The 18,659-nt window shown below is 36.2% G+C and carries 16 protein-coding genes; 10 read left to right on the plus strand and 6 right to left on the minus strand.

All coding sequences use genetic code 11. The features are described 5' to 3' along the window. Positions 1–10 precede the first annotated feature (10 nt). From HZA77_08845 to HZA77_08860, 4 genes are read right to left on the minus strand one after another with little or no spacing between them, the layout of a single operon-like run. Positions 11–1,288 carry a Glu/Leu/Phe/Val dehydrogenase gene (locus HZA77_08845; protein MBI5375529.1) on the minus strand — a complete coding sequence of 426 codons (1,278 nt, stop codon included), beginning with the start codon at positions 1,286–1,288 and terminating at the stop codon, positions 11–13. A gap of 30 nt (positions 1,289–1,318) precedes the next feature. After that, entirely contained in the window at positions 1,319–3,232 is a 1,914-nt protein-coding gene (locus HZA77_08850) for a hypothetical protein (GenBank protein MBI5375530.1), read from the minus strand. Continuing rightward, the gene (locus HZA77_08855; GenBank protein MBI5375531.1) at positions 3,229–3,921 is read right to left on the minus strand and encodes a glycosyltransferase family 2 protein; all 693 of its coding nucleotides are present in this window, start codon (positions 3,919–3,921) and stop codon (positions 3,229–3,231) included. Before HZA77_08855 ends, HZA77_08850 begins: the two co-directional genes overlap by 4 nt. Positions 3,922–3,939: 18 nt before the next feature. Further along, positions 3,940–5,088: a DUF362 domain-containing protein gene (locus tag HZA77_08860; GenBank protein MBI5375532.1), complete on the minus strand. Its 1,149-nt coding sequence runs from the start codon at positions 5,086–5,088 to the stop codon at positions 3,940–3,942. A gap of 104 nt (positions 5,089–5,192) precedes the next feature. Between HZA77_08860 and HZA77_08865 the strand changes: the two genes are divergently transcribed. The 5 genes from HZA77_08865 (at position 5,193) to HZA77_08885 (ending at position 10,802) form a co-directional block, all read left to right on the plus strand. Further along, on the plus strand, positions 5,193–6,254 hold the full coding sequence (locus HZA77_08865) for a hypothetical protein (GenBank protein MBI5375533.1): 1,062 nt from the start codon (positions 5,193–5,195) through the stop codon (positions 6,252–6,254). A gap of 120 nt (positions 6,255–6,374) precedes the next feature. Continuing rightward, on the plus strand, positions 6,375–7,583 hold the full coding sequence (locus HZA77_08870; protein ID MBI5375534.1) for a DegT/DnrJ/EryC1/StrS family aminotransferase: 1,209 nt from the start codon (positions 6,375–6,377) through the stop codon (positions 7,581–7,583). Then, the gene (locus tag HZA77_08875) at positions 7,580–8,329 is read left to right on the plus strand and encodes a polyprenol monophosphomannose synthase (protein ID MBI5375535.1); all 750 of its coding nucleotides are present in this window, start codon (positions 7,580–7,582) and stop codon (positions 8,327–8,329) included. Before HZA77_08870 ends, HZA77_08875 begins: the two co-directional genes overlap by 4 nt. A gap of 18 nt (positions 8,330–8,347) precedes the next feature. Then, positions 8,348–9,352, plus strand: a complete 1,005-nt coding sequence (locus tag HZA77_08880) for an SGNH/GDSL hydrolase family protein (protein MBI5375536.1) — start codon at positions 8,348–8,350, stop codon at positions 9,350–9,352. 1 nt (position 9,353) lies between these two features. Then, a complete protein-coding gene (locus HZA77_08885; protein MBI5375537.1) occupies positions 9,354–10,802 on the plus strand; it encodes a DUF2029 domain-containing protein in 1,449 nt (482 codons plus the stop codon). Between the two features lie 15 nt (positions 10,803–10,817). Here HZA77_08885 and HZA77_08890 read toward each other — a convergent pair whose 3' ends face one another. Further along, complete coding sequence (locus HZA77_08890; GenBank protein ID MBI5375538.1) at positions 10,818–11,840, minus strand: SGNH/GDSL hydrolase family protein; 1,023 nt, start codon at positions 11,838–11,840, stop codon at positions 10,818–10,820. 23 nt (positions 11,841–11,863) lie between these two features. Beyond that, positions 11,864–12,598: a class I SAM-dependent methyltransferase gene (locus HZA77_08895; GenBank protein MBI5375539.1), complete on the minus strand. Its 735-nt coding sequence runs from the start codon at positions 12,596–12,598 to the stop codon at positions 11,864–11,866. A 154-nt stretch (positions 12,599–12,752) separates the two neighbouring features. Between HZA77_08895 and HZA77_08900 the strand changes: the two genes are divergently transcribed. The 5 genes from HZA77_08900 to HZA77_08920 are packed head-to-tail and all read left to right on the plus strand — an operon-like array spanning position 12,753 to position 18,649. Further along, complete coding sequence (locus HZA77_08900; GenBank protein MBI5375540.1) at positions 12,753–14,540, plus strand: hypothetical protein; 1,788 nt, start codon at positions 12,753–12,755, stop codon at positions 14,538–14,540. Between the two features lie 24 nt (positions 14,541–14,564). Next, entirely contained in the window at positions 14,565–15,299 is a 735-nt protein-coding gene (locus HZA77_08905) for a glycosyltransferase family 2 protein (protein ID MBI5375541.1), read from the plus strand. Positions 15,300–15,311: 12 nt separating this feature from the next. Further along, on the plus strand, positions 15,312–16,271 hold the full coding sequence (locus tag HZA77_08910; GenBank protein MBI5375542.1) for an NTP transferase domain-containing protein: 960 nt from the start codon (positions 15,312–15,314) through the stop codon (positions 16,269–16,271). Positions 16,272–16,302: 31 nt separating this feature from the next. After that, positions 16,303–17,265, plus strand: a complete 963-nt coding sequence (locus HZA77_08915; GenBank protein MBI5375543.1) for an NTP transferase domain-containing protein — start codon at positions 16,303–16,305, stop codon at positions 17,263–17,265. After that, positions 17,258–18,649 carry a cobalamin B12-binding domain-containing protein gene (locus HZA77_08920; GenBank protein MBI5375544.1) on the plus strand — a complete coding sequence of 464 codons (1,392 nt, stop codon included), beginning with the start codon at positions 17,258–17,260 and terminating at the stop codon, positions 18,647–18,649. Before HZA77_08915 ends, HZA77_08920 begins: the two co-directional genes overlap by 8 nt. Positions 18,650–18,659: the final 10 nt, after the last annotated feature.

Genomic DNA, 18,659 nt, shown 5'->3' on the forward strand with positions numbered 1-18,659 from the left:
CCATGGGCCATTAATGCCTGAAAAAACTCTTTGTCCCCTTTGCCTCAATTGCTCCTGCAATCCTGGAAAGTGCGTGGATATATGTTGCTGTCCTGAGGTCTATCTTCTTTAACCCTGAAATTTCCGAGATTTTTCTATATTCTTTTGTGATCATATCCTCAAGGGTTGTATTGACACGCTTTTCAGTCCAGTAAAAACCCGCCCTGTTCTGAACCCATTCAAAGTAGCTTACAGTAGCTCCGCCGGAGTTTGCCAGAATATCGGGAATGACATGGATTCCCATAGTGGATAGGATATCATCTGCCTCAGCTGTCACCGGTCCGTTTGCAACTTCAACTATGGTCCTCGCCCTTACCTTGGAAACATTGGCGCCAACAATCTGGTTTTCCATGGCAGCAGGTATCAGTATGTCAACGTCTAGGGATAAAAGCTCTTCATTGCTTATCTTTTCATGTCTTACTATGTGACATACAGAGCCTTCGCAATATACAAACTCAAGCTTCCGTGTTTCTTCCTTGAATTTCTTTACATCATCAGGCACGAGACCGTCACCTGAGAATATTCCTCCCTTTGAATCGCTAATGGCTACAATTTTATATCCTTCATCATAAAGGAGCTTCGCTACATAGTAGCCCGCATTTCCAAACCCCTGCACTGCAACGGTAGTATCCTCCGGTCTTTTCCCCTCCCTCTTCATCATCTCATTAATTACATAATAAGCTCCCCTCCCCGTCGCTTCTTCCCTTCCTGCACTGCCGCCAAGTTCGAGAGGTTTTCCTGTAATTACACAGGGTGACTGAATACGTCTTATTATATTATACTGGTCAGCCATCCACCCCATTATCATGGCATTAGTGTACATGTCAGGAGCAAGTATATCTTTGTCAGGACCTATGGAATCTGCAATCGCGTCAATATATCCTCTGCTCAGTCTTTCAAGCTCAAATTTGGAAAGTGTTTTAGGGTCAACGATTATCGCTCCCTTTGCACCTCCAAAAGGAAGTCCAAGGGCAGCACATTTAAAGGTCATCCAGAATGCAAGGGCTCTTACCTCATCGAGGCTGGCCCTTGGATGATATCTTACTCCTCCTTTTCCGGGACCTCTTGTGTCATCATAAATCACCCTGAATCCATTAAAGACCTTTAATGACCCGTCATCCATCCGCACAGGGATGGAAACATCAAGAGTTGATTTGGGATATGTAAGTTTCTCTATAACATCATCGCTGACTTCTATGTACTGTAAAGCCTTGGACAATCTCTTACGAGCTTCTTCGAAGATATTCATAGTATGCCCTCTTCATGATAAGATTAATGATTAATAGGCATTAAATATTTCAATTTCTTTAGGAACATTCTTTATTTTAATAAAGCCGACAGGATCATCATCTACAGGAGCCATTTCAACAGACCTTGGAGGAAATGTTTTGAGCGTTTCAAGCCAGTGGTATTTGATTATTACATCATTCCCTTCCGGCAAATCTGAAAGTTTGATATGGTTATATGTAGCTTTTACATTCCCTTTTCCGGAAATAAAAAAGTCAGGCTTTCGGTCAACTTCATAAATATAAAATTTTTCAACCCTGTCCAAAAGGAAAATGTTGTCATTAAACTTGCTGAAATAATCCCGAGAATAAGGTGTAAAACATATTATCCACTTGATGTTGTATTGGTCAATTTTCTTCATTAATTCTTCTTCATTATATTTTTCAAGATACTTCCCACAGAAAAACCCTTCCTGGAAACTCGCATAATGATGTATCATAAAATACTGCGGGATAGGGCCACCGATGAACTCCCGTCCTGTTAACTGCGGAAACATTCCGGGAATATGGCTCCCCCAGTAGGCATGCCGCGATTGCCAGCAGGAATCTTCAAGCATTATCCTTCCTTCATTGGTTGTATTATTTTTGATCCAGTCAATAAGTTCAAAAGCCGCCGGAGGAATGTCATTATGCGGAAGTTCTTCAAATGAATATTCAACACCATTGTTTCCTGCCAGGCTTAATCTGTCATATTTTATTATTCTTTCATTTCTGTGAGATGGCAGAAGAATTTTCATGGCATGTAATGCATTAACAGGGAATAAACATATCAGAAGGAATATGCATGTGATTGAAGATATGATCTTTTGTTTCATCATAATCCCATTGCCAAATATTGAAGTTATATAGACAGAGGCTGGAATCAGAAGAAAAAGATTCATTTCAAACTCGTAACGCCAGGGATTCTGCAAAAAAGTCAAAGAAGAATAGGAACCAAAAAAAACATAGATGAAAAGTATAATAGAATTAATAGCGAGCGGATAAAAAAGCGGAGATTTCTCTTTTTTCCAGACAACAAAACCTCCAACTGCCGCAAAAAGTATAGCAAGCCTTAAATACCTGTGAATCCCGCCTCCTAAAAGATAAGCATCAATAAAAAGGAACGGGTTCTTTTCTCCAAAAAACCATCCAATAGATGAGAGGTTGTTCATTTTGTAAAACCTTATAAAGGGAATAATCCATGGACTGTTGACAAGAAGTATGAATACAAGGCAAGAGAAAAGTCCAAGATGCTGTTTTAAACTCATTTTTTTAAATGACAATCCATAAATGACAACTGCTCCAACTGCGATATTTATAGGCGCAAGGATATGTACACAAAGGGCAATACCGCCGATGAGACCGCAAAGCATTATATATCTGTATGCTCCTGTCCGGACATACCTGTAAAAGAGCGACAGTATGAGCAGGGTAAGATAGGAAACAAATATAAATGCGAACTGTCCTGCGAGGTTGAATCTGAAAGACGGATAAGACCACCAATAGCAAGTCCCAAAAAGAAATCCGGCAACAGCACCCCAGCCTTTCAGGCCGAAATTATAGAGTGACCAGAGGAATATAAGAGGTGCAAGTAAATAGATCGATAGAACATAAATATTATAAACGAGCGCAGAAGATGCAAATGAAAAAATAAGGCACACGATCTCGGCCGCTTTAGCATCTGCATCAAAGACTGTGTTCCTTGGTTCTCCTGAATTAAAATAAGGATCATATCCCCATAAACTGAAGCTGTCCCTGAAAAAAGCTTTTGTTGGCTCCACATGAGCATAATGAATAGTGTAATCATCATTCAGGATTGGGAATCCGGACTTAAGATTAACATGGGAATAAAAACCTGCAACAGACAGGATATGAAAAATATAAATCAGAATTATAGAAAATAGTATTCTTTTTGTACCTGTATTCAACTAAGCCTTTTCCTCAGCTTATACAATTCATGGAAAGCTTTAAAAATCACCCTCGGGTTTGCACCTGTCTGAGTTCCCCATTGCCTTGGATAATGGTTAACTCCGACCTCTTTCATGGTATAACCCTTCTTCTTCGCGCCGATATGGATCTCTGCATTTATAAAGGCTCCGTTCGACTCCATTTTCACGTTATCTATGACTTCTTTTCTGAATATTTTGAAAGCACAGTTTAAATCCCTTATTTTCAATCCAAAAAGTATCCTCACCAGAGTCTTAAAGCTCCACGCATTGAGTCGCCGCATGAAATTGTCCCGCCTTTTGATCCTGTACCCTGCAACTATGTCAAAATCCTTAGTATAAGGGACCAGCTTAGTTAGCTCTGTTATGTCAAACTGGTTGTCACCATCGGTAAAAAAAAGATATTGCTTCCGGCTATTTTCAAAGCCCGTCCTTAAAGCCGCACCATAGCCCTTATTGGTTCCGTGCCGTATAACTCTTACATTAGGAATTTCTTTTGCAAGTTTTTCAGCTATCTCGGCAGTTCTGTCTGCTGAGCCGTCGTCAACAACAATTATCTCATAGTCGGACGATATTGAAGGAAGAAACTGACTTGCATCGCGAACCAGTTTTTCAACATTGCTTTCTTCATTGTAACAGGGGAAAGAAACTGAAATTGATATTTTTTCCATAATAATGTTTATATATCTCTACTTTACAAGTAAACGGTAGAGAAATCCTTTTTTTAAAGAAATAGCACCGTCAGGACAAACTTCGTGACAGCAGTAGCATTTTATACATATATCGTAATTAATATCAGGATACCCATCAGGCATGCTGATAGCTTTTGGAACGCAGGACTCATAACAGGTACCGCATTTAGTACATTTCTTATAATCAACAACAGGTTTTGCAGTAGTTTTTTCCCTGAAAGTATTAATTATAAAATGCATCACAGGTTTACGGGAAACATCCTCCACCAGAACCTCAAAATCTTTAACTTTGAATTTTTCGACTTGTTCGCCAACTATATTTATTTTCTTCGGATCTGCAATCCCCACCCCTTGCTCCTCGCCGTACTTGCATGTGAGCAGTAGATAAGGGTCTTTATCACATATCTGACATGCAACTGAATCAAGAGCTACGGCGTCGGTGCTTGCAATTATTGCACCTATCTGACGAGGATTGCCGCTTCCGGGTCCATTCCCATCCATCCCCACAACAGCATCCATAATGCTCAATGCCGGTCTTACAGCCTGGTATAAATCTACAACCATCTGGGAAAACTCGGGACGATGAGGAACACGCATATGATACTGCCCTTTTAATAATCCCGGCACAGTGCCAAACATATTTTTCACAGCACCAGTTATCAGAGCAAGCCCGTGAGTTTTAAGTTTGCACAGGTTGATTATTGAATCACATTTTTGAAGCTCGCCGGTAACAGTAAACTTTTTAAACACCTTTCCTGCCGGGTTCTCTATTTCAACCCTCGATGCATTGAAATGTACAAGTTCTACATTCAGCTTATTCACTACGTCTAAAATCCCCGTCGCCTCACATACCTTTTTGAACTTTTCAAAATTATTATTACCCTCTACTGCGGGGCTGTCTCCAACAACTGGAACTCCGCCTGCTTCACGGACAAGCTTAACAACAGCAGAAAGCACTGTTGGATGAGTGGTTACCGCATTCTCCGGAAGCTTGCCAGAAAGGAGGTTTGGTTTTATCAATACCCTTGAACATGGTGATACAAAAGATTTAATTCCACCGACAAGATCTACAGCCGTTTTAACCGCATTAAATACTTTTTCTTCATTATATTCATCACAGCTTATTAACGATACCGTGGAAGTCATAAGTTATTTTTTCTTACTCCTTTAATTGATTTTAACTTATTATAATAACAATATTTTTTTAAATTGTATAATAAAACAATATTAATTTATCAATAGAGCACCATATGGATAAAATCTACGAGCTAAAAGACAAAGTATTTCTTCTTGACCCGTCATCCCATATGAATGGCCTTATAGCAGAAAGGCTCAAAGTCATAGTCAGAGAAATTTCCAAGTTATATCCTGACTGTTCCATTCTGCTTGGAGGCAGCATGGCCTACGGAGAAGGGAAAATAAAAATATCAGAAGATGGGACCCATACGGTTGCAAGCGATGCAGATATATTCCTTGTTTTCCCGTCACTGTTTAAGTGCCTTGCGGCAAGAAAAGATGCAAGACTCTTATCAATATCAGGCCTGGAAGGAGCCCTCAAATCAGTCGAATTCGTAGTAGCCTGGGAAGGAGCCTTAAAACTAAATCTTACCACAATTGCTGGAGAGCCTCTCAAGGAAAGCAGCTCAATTGTTAATACACTCAATTCTCTTCATGCACCCGAACCAATAAATAATTTGAAGCGCGCATACAAGTTTCTGATCAAGGCAGTAAGTATGGAAAGCGGAAGTGAAGAATTTTACAGAAAATCTGTAATACAGGCTTTTCAGGCACTCCTGCTAGCAAATGAAAGAAAATTCGGTTACAATGAATGGAAAAACTTTTACAGCCTCAAATACTGCATACAAAAAGCGGAAAATTATTCACATATCCTGGACAAACAGCTTGCAGTTTTTGTTCAAAATGCCATCAGCTGCCAGCTTTCCGGCAGAGAGGTAAATTTCAGCAGTCCTGTTGAACAATACCGGCTCATCAGTGAACTTCTCAGGATAGTGAGGGATAAAGTATCTATCAGTTTCAAACTTAATGACTATCTAAGGTTTATGGCATATCATTTTCAAAGGAAACAGTTCATAAATCCGTTTACCAATTCAACGATACTTTTTTTTGAAACTGCAGATAAAATTTTAGAGCTCTTTGATAAGCAAAATATATCAGAAAATGAAGCTTTAGATTATTTTCTAAAACTTACAGGTGAAAAACTCGACCCTGCAGTTGGTGTTAATAAAATTATAAAAAAAATGGCTGATGTGCTGATGGTTTATGATAAGGCATATTTACATAAAGTATCATAACAACCTTAAAGTTGAGATAAATTTGACACCCCTATTGTTTTAATATAATTTAAAAAATGTTAGTAACTTAAGTTTAATACCGAATATTTGCGCGGTTTTTAATTTTAAATCCTATTATTTATGAGAAAAATAACAGTTGGTAGTGCAATAATCTCTGACAGAGCTAAAGCATTGGTTAATCAGGCCTTAGACTCAAATAGAATATCTAGCGGCAAATTTGTTTCTGAGTTTGAAAAGTTATTTGCAAAGTATCATGGAGTAAGAAATGCGATATCTGTCAGTACAGGCTCTGATGCAGATACATTGGCGTTGGTTGCATGCGGCGGTTATCCCACGAAAAGAGAAAGTGAGATAATAATACCGGCATTGACATTTGTTTCTTGTGCCAATTCTGTCTTGCATGCAGGATTTATTCCAAGATTCGTAGATATAGATCCTCTAACTTATCAGATCGATCCTTCTGAAATTGAAAAAGCCTTATCTTCCGATTCGAGCAAGGTGAAGGGGATAATGCCTGTCCACCTTTTTGGACGTCCGGCTAATATGGATCCAATAAAGGAAATAGCAAAGAAATATAATCTTTTTATTGTAGAAGATGCTGCTGAAGCTCATGGAGCAGAATATAAAGGAGCTAAAGTAGGAACAATAGGGGATGCAGGAGCCTTTAGTTTTTATGTTGCCCATATAATTACTACAGGTGAAGGAGGGGCAGTAATAACTAACAATAATGAATATGCAGGAATCCTTAGGTCTCTCAGAGCTCATGGAAGGGCGTGTAAATGTGAAAAATGCGTTCTGAATATTGATTCATCTTATTGTCCATTAAGATTTGAATATGGAGAGGGAATAGATACGAGATTTTTCTTTGAACGGATAGGTTATTCAAGTAAAATGAATGAGCTTGAAGCTGCGTTAGGAATAGCTGATATTGAGAAACTAGACGAAATAATAAACAAGCGAAGGAGTAATTTGTTCTATTTGAATAAAGAACTTTCAAAATATAAAGACTTTTTCCAATTCTTTGAAGAAATGCCAAACGAAAGAATTAGTCCTCTTGTCTATCCATTAGTAATTCGTCCAGAAGCATCCTTCACCAGAAAAGACATAACTGATTTTCTTGAAAGAAAAGGGATTGAGACCAGGCCAATGTTTGGCTCTATCCCAACGCAACAGCCCGCTTACAAGTTTATTGGACACCGAGAGGGAGACTTTAAGAATTCAGAATTTATAGGTAAGAATGGGTTTTACATAGGTACACATCAGGGGCTAAACCAGGAAGATCTGGATTATATTTTAACGGTGTTTGAAGATTTTATTAAAAAACATTGAGCATATCTAAGGAATACGATTTGCAGGAAAGCGAAGTAAAGAAAACTCTCGTCGTTATTCCCACTTATAACGAAAGAGAAAACATTGCAAAACTTACCGAGCAATTATTAGAAATTTCATCTGATATTTCTATTCTGATCGTTGACGATGACTCTCCTGATGGTACCGGGAAAATTGCAGATGAACTAACTTCAGCTTCCACAAGAATAAAAGCAATTCACAGAAAAGGGAAAGGTGGAAGAGGTTCTGCATGTGTTGAAGGATTTAAATACGCTCTCGCTAATGATTTTGATTATGTATTTGAAATGGATGCTGACTTTTCCCATAACCCGCAGGAAATTCCCCTGTTCTTTGACAAGATAAAGTCCTATGACATGGTAATCGGGTCAAGATATCTTAAAGGGAGCAAGATAGTTGACTGGACTCTTGCCAGAAGAGTCTTTAGCAAAATAGCAAATTTTTACGCCCGAACCATATTAGGAATACCGATTTCTGATTATACAAATGGATATAGGATTTATAAGAAAAAGGTCATAAGTAACCTAGACTTTGAAAAGATAACATCAAAGGGATATATCGTTCTCAGCGAAATGGCATACCAGGTATATAGAAAAGGCTTCAGGATAGGAGAGGTCCCTACTCTATTTGTTAACAGAAAAAGAGGACAATCAAATCTGTCTTTTCAAGAGATTTATACTGCTTTTACAGGTGTTCTGAAAGTCAAGTTTAGATATCTTTCGTCTTAATCCAGATATGTTTCTTTAATGAAAAAAGAAAATCTTAAAACTTTTTTCCAGAATATTACCCTCCTTTTTGCAAGTATAATTTTAATTCTATTAGTAATTGAGATCTTCATAAGAGCAACAGGCTATAGAGATAGATATGAAGCAGATGAAAAAAAAGCTCTCCAGTGGCAGTATGACACCAAGAAGACTCACAATTCTTTAGGATTCCGGGATTATGAATACTCCGTTGAAAAACCCAAAGGTGTTTTTAGAATATTTGTGCTGGGTGATTCGTACTCCTATGGACAGGGTCTCGATATGACGGAAACATATTCAAAGGTTTTGGAAAAAACATTAAATGATAAATATCCTTCAAAACATTTCGAGGTGATAAACTCAAGTTTCCTGGGTTTAGATACGGAAAGAGAATTCCAAAGGTTAAAAAATGAAGGGATAAGGCTTTCGCCTGACATGGTAATACTTGGTTACTGCCTGAATGATCCTTCTCACGATTCAGGAATGACCCAATGGCATGAAGAGGAGAAAAAAGAAAAGCTTAAATTGCTGTTTAACAATAAAAGATTGCTCGATATCTCAGATCTTTATTGGTTTTTGAAAATGAAGGTAGACGAGTTATTAAGCAAGGATATATTCACACGCTCCTTTTTAAAAGTATATGATAAAGATTCCATGGTTTGGAAAGATTTTGAAAACTCATTTAATAATATCTGTAATTTGACCAGAGAAAAAGATATTCCATTGTTAGTAGTTATTTTCCCTTATTTCTATCAGTTAAACGAGAATTATCCTTTTTCCAAGGCACATTCACAGGTAATAAAATTATGTGAGGAAAATGGAGTGAAGGAATTAGATCTGTTTAATTCCTACAAAGGTATTCCTGATAAATCTCTTTGGGTAAAGACTACTGCACCCACAAACACTCATCCCAATGCAAAAGCCCATCAGATAGCCGCATCTGAGATATTTAATGAAATCAGCAAAGATCCTTATTTTAGAATCAATAACTATTTAAAACTTAATTAATGTGAAAAAAAAGTTTATTGTCTTTTTTGGTTTTACATTCCTGCTATCGCGAATACCATTTCTGAATATGGGTTTTGGAAGCGACATTGATTCATGGGTCTATGCTGATACTGGTTTTGCAATATTTAAAACAGGAAAATATTTCGCATCAAGAGGAATTGGATTCCCTATATATGAATTCCTGCTTGCCCTGCTTCAGAAAATAAATGAAACAATAGGAATATCTGATTGGCTTTTTACCAATGGCCTTTCTATGATTACATCTATTGCTTGTCTTATTTTATTCTACAAAATACTTACAAAATGGGAAGTAGAACACAGAGAGCTTCTGCTTATTGCCTTTACTTTCATGCCTGTCGTCTGGAAAAACAGCATCAATACAATGGACTATATGTTGTCCCTCATGTTTATACTTTTCTCGCAATACCTGATACTCCAGGGGAAGTTTCCATTAAGCGCAATAGCACTGGGATTAGCCGTTGGATCACGTCCAACGAATGGAGTTATGCTTTTGCCATTGCTTTATCTTATATGGAAAGAGAATAAAAAAGAGATACCCAGATTTATAATAGTTTTTTTTATTACTTCATTTTTATTTTTTATCCCATTCCTTTATAGCTATAAACTATTCTCTCCCGAGGAGTACAAGAATTACATGTATCCTCCTTCAACATTTACAATGAACCTGTCAAAAATAGGATACAGAATATTTTATGAGTTTATAGGCATTGATGCAGCAATATTTCTTTTAATTCTCATCCCTTTTTCAAAGGAAAAGTTGAAAGTTTATTTTGAAGCTGCGAAAGAAAAAAACAAGGTAGTAGTTTTTTCCACTATTACAATTTTGGTCTTTCTTGCATTATTCATAAAATATCCCTTTCAGCCAGAATATCTGATTCCTTTGCTCCCATCAGCTTTTATCCTTTCAGGAATATTTTTTAAAAAAAGGAATTTAATAATTCTAAGTTTGCTCGTTATTTTGAATGGTTTTCTAATTATTCCTGGAGTTGATTTTATTTTTAATAGCAACGGAGAGGTAAGCATAAAGCCGGTACCTGTTAGCAAGGGAACATTGATAACAGACATTGAAAAGAGAAATAATATTCTAGAGTTCAGAAAGCTTCTTCCTAACCTCGATTTCAAAGAACATTCAATAGTAATCTGGCATGAATATCAACCTGTATATGTCTACTTTAACAGAAATGAAATATTTGAAACTGGGACTTATTTTAATTCAAAGCGGCATTTAATCTGTTTGGATTATGTTTTCGATCCAAAAAAAGATATCTATATGACTCATCTTGTTCCGGACGAGCTGCGTGGTTTATTAACTGACCATAATATATATTATATTCCATGTGCTGTAAGAGTAATCAGAGGCAAGTCAAATATTGAACTATTGAAATATAATCCAATTTTATTAAGCAAACTAAAATCCATGGATTATTAGATTAAAGAAAAGAATTCATTTGTGGCTAAGAATTGTTTTAGCAATTTCATTAGCTATCAGTTTTTCTCCCAAGAGATTGGGGTGAATCAAGTCTTTCCGGGGGTAAGGGTTGTCAAAAAGCTTTTCCCCTTTTTTTCCATTAAAGAGTTTTACAATATCAATTAATGGAACTTGTGACTCGACAGATACGGTTTTCACAATTTCATTGTAAAGGACATGATCCTTTAAAAAATTCTCCAAATAACTATGAATCTGATCTTCAGTTTCTCCTGAGGGTTCATTGAGTATATAAACTTTTATACTGTGGCTTCTTGCAATCTTTATCATAGATTCAAGATTATTTTTGAAATCTGAAGGAGAAACTCTTCGAACTGACTTTACTTCTGAATTATCATTTCTTACCAACATCTTTTTTACGGAAGTAATGGCCTTATTTAAGGCCTGATAAACTCTAAACTTATTAAGCAGGGTATCTATATAATAAAAATAGATGTTTACTTTCTGGTATTTGTCCGGAATCTGATGAGTGGTTCTTATGTCATTCCACCCATAAGATATTATAATAATGTCAGGATTTAACCCTAACACTCTTTTCTCGAGAAGTTGTAATCCCTGGTAAGAACTATAATCAGGAATTCCCGCATTAATAACTTCATATTTTTCTTTAGGGGAAGAACTATTTAAAATCTTCTCGAGTTCATCAGGATAAGATGTCCATTTTATTTCAAAACCAAACGTGCAAGAATTACCCATACAGACAATGCGGGTTTTCATGGGATCTTTTTGTAATGTGAATTCCTTACCCCTGAAACCAAAGGAATTGACTCTGACAGAACCATCTTCGCTAATAAAGTTTGGTTTTAATTTATATAATAAATAAGGATCTCTTTCCCATCTTGGGTTATCATAAGTCCAGCTTGGATAGTAATGAAACCCTGAATACCTTAAAGCAAATTCTGTTACAGAAAAAAGCAAAAAAAAAGGTATTAAAGAAAATACTATTGTTTTTTTTATTCCTAGGGATGGCTTCATTTTCAATATTTAAATGCTATTAGATTACTTTACTTTTTTTCTTTTTGTCCTACCGCAATTATTGTCTGAGTATAAATACCATCAGCACTTCCTGTTTCAATGAGCATATATAATTTTATTATTATCAGAATTATCTTCCAGAGCAAAAATCTAATGAATGATTTGATCCCATGGGGTACCGGCCCCATCGCATAGAAGCTGACATTTTCATACCCAGTTGCCCTTAATACCTGGCTTAAACTACTTTTTGTAAATGCAACGCTGTGGGTAAAATCATAATATCTGAATCTACTTCCAAATGGTGATTCTGCATTAGGGGTTTGAATTATAACTTTTCCTCCAGGCTTTAAAGCGTCAAATACCAAATCTAACAGTTCCATAATACTTTCTTTAGGATAATGTTCTATCAGGTCTTTTATAATTACAACGTCATAGGCATTTTGTTTGCCCTTCAAATAAATTATATTATCACTACATTCTACATCCGTTAGCCCAAGATTTTTTGCAACCTGGATCTGTTCCGGGCTTATGTCTATCCCTGAAGTATTTTCATAACCAAGCTTCTTAAGAAAATAGACAAAACTACCACTGCCGCAACCAATATCAATGATGCTTGCATGTTTATTATCCGGAAGAAGTTTAGAATAATGCTTCCCCCATGAAGGGAACTGTTGTTTCTCTATTTTCTTAATATTTGCTTCACCAAAAATATGGGCAATATTGCTTGAAACATAAGTCGAATACAGCTTATCTCTGTAGCTCATATTGTTCCTTTAATGGTATGGCGTTTTTAGTTTAGTTTTCATGATATGCGATTTGAGTTTGCTTTACAAGACTCCAGCATATAATATAATTTTGTTTAGCTTTAAAAACTTTGATTAAATGAACAACCCCCAAGCAAAGCTTCGAGGAATTTTATTGATTAACAAAACAAATCTTACAATACTGATTTTAGTAATTTGTGTCAGCCTGATCTTTGGGCTCCCCCATTTGTTAATTCCGGCTTTTCTTGGCCAGGAAAGCTCTTCTTATACCCCTTTAGTTGCCGGGTTAGAAAGTGTGTGCGGCATTACTCATGATGAATCTCTTTTTTATGCGGCACAGTTAAAAGAGATTTTTGATGGGAAACCTTTTTTTTCTGATGTTGATTTGTATGAATACAGGAATACGCCAAATCCTTTTTCTACATTTCCTTATTTTCTCCTGGGGAATTTTGCAAAGCTTCTTGGCTCTGTTCAAAGACTTTTTATTTTTGCTGATTTTATCTTTCCACCTTTAATATTCTTATTCAGTTATATTTTCCTCCTGTCTCTGACAGAAGAAGCTTTAGTGTCTATTTTCGGCAGTATGCTCTTAGTCTTCGGGTTGGATATGTTAAGATCTGTTTCAGCGATTGTAAAAGCCTGGTCAGGTTATCAATATGCGTTTTGGAACTTTCCGCCAAACAATCCTCTTTCTCTCTCAAGATTCATAAATCCTGAATTCTCTTTGCCATTTTTCCTTTTAGCCCTGTTTTCCTTTCACCGCTGTATAAAAGAGAAATCTTTGTTTTACTCAATATTATCCGGAATTCTGCTGGGAATGCTCTTCCATTCATATATATATTTCTGGACATTCTTTCTTGCCGGTATTTCTATTCTGTTTTTGTTTTATTTGTTTAAAAAAGATTTTTTGAGAATTAAGCTTATTCTTCTTGTAATTGGCATAGGGGTTTTGATTTCTATTCCTTATTTCATGAGGCAGATTGAATTCAGCAAATTTGTCAACCATGATGATATACTATCAAGGTATGGACTTGTAAAAGGAAGGTTTGTTGAATGGCATTCAACTATAGAATGCCTTATTGCTATCTTTTTGTTGTTTATCTATAAAAAAGTAAAAGATGATGATTTCCTTTTTCTTTTTTCTTTTATGGTTGGGGGAATAATATGCATTAACAGTCAGATTATAACCGGAAGCACAATTCAAAACCATCATTGGTTATTCTTAACAATCCAGCCATTCTTTATTTTTATTTTATCATTTTTGATAAGCCGGTTTGCCAAAAAACAAAAAGAATCACATTTCCGCAGAAAAATGAATTTTAGTTTAATTTTAAAATTTCTGATTGTTTTTTTGCTAGTTTCAGGGTTAGTGAAACAGACTGTTTATGCTTCAAGAACTTACAGCACATACACCTTGACTAATGAAGAAAGTGAACTTTTTACATGGCTTAAGGAGAACAGTAAAAGAGACGATGTTGTGCTGTCTTTAAACAGAAGGATAAACGATTTAATACCTGTATATACTTACAATAAAATATTCTTACCCAATGGAATATTAACCTTTGCTTCAGATGAGGAAATCATTAGAAGACTTATAATCTCTTTTAAATTATATGGGACTGATGAGGCTTATTTAAAAGAAAATCTATCAAAGGATGAATGGGGCTTTCACTTGTTTCATGTAAAATATGCAAAGGTTTTTTATGGGGAAAGAGAAGTCTTTCCTGATAAAGTATTAAACGATATTCTTGTGAAATACAGATCATTATCGTCAAGCAGTATGTATGGCGATTTTAGAAAAAATAGACTTGATTACATATATCTGGGAACTTTTGAAAAAGGGATAAGCGGCAATATTTTTGGAGACAACCTGGCATTGAAGGAAGTTTTCAATAAAAACGGGAATCGCCTCTATAAAGTAATGTTCCCGCAGAAACAATAATAACAATTTTTCAGAGAATATTACATGACAGAAGATAAAATTTATCTATCAGTTGTAGCTCCAGCCTTTAATGAAGAAGAAAGTATAGAAAAAGTCGTAAGGTATTGGAGTAGAATTTTAAATGAAAACAGCATAAAAGGTGAAATTGTTATAACTGATGATGGAAGCAGTGACAGGACTAAGGAAATTCTTCTTAAGCTTAAAGAGGAACTTAAGAACCTTGTGATAGTTCCTCATAAGAATAATCTTGGCTACGGGAAAGCCCTTGCTGATGCTATTGAACATTCAAAAGGAGAGTATGTGGTATCTCTGGATTCTGACGGTCAATTTGACTTAAAAGAATATCCATCCCTTTTAAATGAAATGGAGAGGGGTGCATTTGATATTGTTACAGGGTTCAGATTTAAGAAAAAAGATACCTTCTTACGCACATTTGCAAATGGCGGATTAAATTTTATTGTTAAGGTTTTAATGGGAGTTAAATTTAAGGATGCAAACTGTGCATTCAAGCTTTATAAGGGTAACGTTATCAGAAGTATAAATATTGAGTCAAAGGGATTTCCAACTCCTACAGAAATATTGGTAAAAGCAAAGAATTCCGGATACAGCATTGGTGAAACAGGAATAACCCACCATGAAAGAGAAGGCGGAGAGACAAAACTAAAGGCATTAAAGGCAATCTATCAAATAACTCTTTTTTTATTTTATTTAAAGTTTAAGATTTTTTTGCTCAGAGCAAAGGTAATAAATTCTCTATAGGATCAAATAAGTGTGGGAACCAATCAAAAAATTGTTGGAGTGATTTTAGCTGCCGGCAGGGGAAATAGGATGGGTCCCTTAGGCTTAAACATTCCAAAGCCGCTTTTGCCGGTCGGGAATAAACCGGTAATTCATTACCATGTTCAATATCTGAAGGAATTGGGGATAGATGAGATAATAGTTGTTGTAGGTTATTTAAAGGAAAAGATTATTGAGTCTCTCGGAGACGGAGAGAAATTTGGAGTAAAGATAAGATATATTAATCAGGAAAAGGCTTTAGGAATTGCTCATGCAGTATTGCAACTTGAGGGAATAATCAGTAGCCCCTTTGTTCTTATCCTGGGCGATATATTTTTTATTCCAAAGAATTTTACTGATATAATTAAAAATTTTATAGGTAAAAGAGCCGGCGGCATAATCGCAACTATAAAAGAGGATTCTCCGGAAAAGATAAGAAATAATTTTTCTGTCATGTTAGGTAGTGCCGGAAATGTAATAAGGGTAATTGAAAAACCCATCAAGGTTCAGAACAACTTAAAAGGATGCGGCATCTATTGTTTTGGTCTTTCATTTTTTGACGCCCTTAGGAGGACTCCGCGGACCGCAATGAGAGATGAATATGAGATCACCAGTGCATTGCAAATCTTAATTGATGATCATTATCCTGTTTATTCAATCGATATTCTTAAGTGGGAATCAAACCTCACATATCCGGAAGATATTTTAAAATGCAACCTGGAATGGCTCAGATATTCGGGAATTGCTTCATTGGTTGGTAATGGCTTAAAAATTCATCCTGATGCCAGAATAGTGAATTCTGTTATAGGAGATTATGTAGTGATATCTAAACCGATTAATATAGTAAATTCCATTGTCTTCTCTCATACAGAAATTGATGATGATAAAGATTTAATTAATACTGTTTTAGCTGATAATAAGGTAATACGATGTAACGATGTAAAATGTTGTTAATGTGAAAAAATATAATGTTAAAGGTGAATAGATGAACTGGGATGGACAGGGAGTAATATTAGCTGCAGGGGTCGGCGAGAGGGTTAAATCAACCGGACTGCCTAAGTTGAGACCAATGCTGCCAATCGGGAATAAGCCTATAATGCAGCACCAGATTGAGAGCATGAAAAAACTCGGCATAAATGATATTATCATAGTTGTTGGATATCAGAAGGATCAGATCATTGATTTCTTTAAAGACGGCAGCCAGTTAGGAGTTAAAATAAAATATATAGAGCAGGAAAAACTTTTGGGGATAGCCCATGCAGTCGGGCAGCTTGAGCCTTATATAAAAAAGCCTTTTATATTATTTCTGGGAGATGTCTTTTTCTATCCTAAAAACTGGGAATCTCTAATAGATATTTTTGAAAAGCAGAATGCAACGTCTGTTTTAGCAGTTAAAAAAGACACTAATCCAAAATTCAAAGGTCTCCATTTCGCAGTGCTTCTCCATGATAGCGGGTTAGTAAGAAGGGTTATTGAAAAGCCAAGACACACGGTAAGCCCTTTAAAAGGATGCGGTATATATGTTTTTAGTATGTCAATTTTTGATGCAATAAGAAGAACTCCAAGAACTGCGATGAGAGATGAATATGAAATTACGGATTCGATTCAGATATTGATAGATGATGGTTATCCAATCTACAGCGCCGAAGCAGTAGATTGGTATGTGAATGTATCAAGCCCTTCTGACCTGCTGCTTTGCAATCTGAAATATCTGGCACAAAACAAGGTTCAGAATATAATCGGAGAGGGGACAATGGTCTGCCCTGATTCTATTATAGAAAATTCAGTGATTGGTAATAATGTAGTTATTGAAAAATCTCTTAATATAAGAGAGTCAATAGTTTTTGATGATGTTAAATTAACTGAAATCAAGGAGTATAATAAAGTGATTATTATCCCTAATGGAGAAATCCCCTGTCAGATAGATGAAAGCAGGTTATATGAGTAAGGTCTTGTTAATATCACCACCCTGGTGGGACGTATACGGAAAAGTGAATATAAAAAATGTACCATGGGGGAGTCCTCCTACAGGGCTTGCATGTATTGCAAGCTATTTAGAAAAACATGGAATAAGTGTGCGATTAGTTGACTCCACCTTTTGCCCAAGAGGATGGGAGGAAGTCAAAGATATTATAAAGAAGGAAAATCCAGATTTTGTTGGTATTACTTCTACAACCCCGGAGATTATAAATGCCCAGAAGGTAGCTAAGATTGTAAAAGAGAATAATCCCAATGCAAAAGTTGTCCTAGGTGGGATTCATGCTTCCGCTCTTCCAGAAGAGACTGTATCCAATGAGTATATAGATATAGTCGCTATAGGAGAAGGTGAAGAGACAATGCTGGAGATCACAGAGGGGAAGCGACTCGATGAAATCAGAGGGATATGTTACAAACAAAATGGAAAGATTCTGAAGACTCCTCCGCGACCTTTAATTGAAGATTTAGACAGCCTACCCTTCCCCCGTTACGATAAGCTTCCGGTCGAAAGATACGGGAATATGTTTCTTGGCCGATCCATGGGGATAATGAGCGGCAGGGGATGCCCCTTTCATTGCTCATATTGTTCTGATTATATTGTCCACGGCAGACGTTTTAGGACTCTCAGCGTTAAAAATGTCGTCGACCAGGTTGAGAATTTAAGGGACACTTATAATGTCAGTTCAATATCTTTTTGGGATGATAATTTTACAGTTAGTCCCAAAAGGGTCTATGAAATCTCTGAAGAGATTATAAAAAGAAAACTCAATATAAGATGGTTCTGTATGTCAAGGGTTGATACAGTCTCATATGAGCTGCTTAAAAAGATGAAGGAATCCGGATGTATAATGATTGGCTTGGGAATCGAATCAGGAGATCAAAAGATACTCGATGGTGTTGGAAAAGGTATTACAATTGAAGGAGTAAAAAGAACTGTAGCATGGTGTAATGAGATAGGAATATCCGTGGTAGGATATTTTTTACTTGGACTTCCTTACGATACAGAGGAATCCATGGATAAAACCTTAGCTTTATCCAGAGGATTAAATCTCGATGTTGCAATCTTTTCGCTTCTAATTCCTTTCCCTGGGACAGATGTATGGGAAATGGCAAAGGAAGGGAAAGTTCTTAAATGTTTGGCAAAAGATTGGTCAGAATTTAAGAGATATGGAGACCCGATAATAGAACTTGAACATGTTTCAAAAGAGGTTTTAAAAAAATATCAAAAGAAAGCAATAAAGGGATTCTATCTAAGACCCAAGTATTTCTGGCATATTTTGAAAAAGACCAAAACCAGGGAAGATTTCATCAGAAACTTCAAAATGGCCATTTCTTTACTGGGATTCATCAAGTAACTTATGAGCA

Source organism: Candidatus Schekmanbacteria bacterium, assembly GCA_016219965.1.
Classification (GTDB): domain Bacteria; phylum Schekmanbacteria; class GWA2-38-11; order GWA2-38-11; family J061; genus JACRJM01.

Bases quoted from the DNA above. Each gene is read 5' to 3' on its own strand.
- HZA77_08845 (MBI5375529.1), bottom strand. From the start codon at position 1,288: ATGAATATCTTCGAAGAAGCTCGTAAGAGATTGTCCAAGGCTTTACAG.
- HZA77_08855 (MBI5375531.1), bottom strand. From the start codon at position 3,921: ATGGAAAAAATATCAATTTCAGTTTCTTTCCCCTGTTACAATGAAGAA.
- HZA77_08860 (MBI5375532.1), bottom strand. From the start codon at position 5,088: ATGACTTCCACGGTATCGTTAATAAGCTGTGATGAATATAATGAAGAA.
- HZA77_08865 (MBI5375533.1), top strand. From the start codon at position 5,193: ATGGATAAAATCTACGAGCTAAAAGACAAAGTATTTCTTCTTGACCCG.
- HZA77_08870 (MBI5375534.1), top strand. From the start codon at position 6,375: ATGAGAAAAATAACAGTTGGTAGTGCAATAATCTCTGACAGAGCTAAA.
- HZA77_08880 (MBI5375536.1), top strand. From the start codon at position 8,348: ATGAAAAAAGAAAATCTTAAAACTTTTTTCCAGAATATTACCCTCCTT.
- HZA77_08895 (MBI5375539.1), bottom strand. From the start codon at position 12,598: ATGAGCTACAGAGATAAGCTGTATTCGACTTATGTTTCAAGCAATATT.
- HZA77_08905 (MBI5375541.1), top strand. From the start codon at position 14,565: ATGACAGAAGATAAAATTTATCTATCAGTTGTAGCTCCAGCCTTTAAT.
- HZA77_08915 (MBI5375543.1), top strand. From the start codon at position 16,303: ATGAACTGGGATGGACAGGGAGTAATATTAGCTGCAGGGGTCGGCGAG.
- HZA77_08920 (MBI5375544.1), top strand. From the start codon at position 17,258: ATGAGTAAGGTCTTGTTAATATCACCACCCTGGTGGGACGTATACGGA.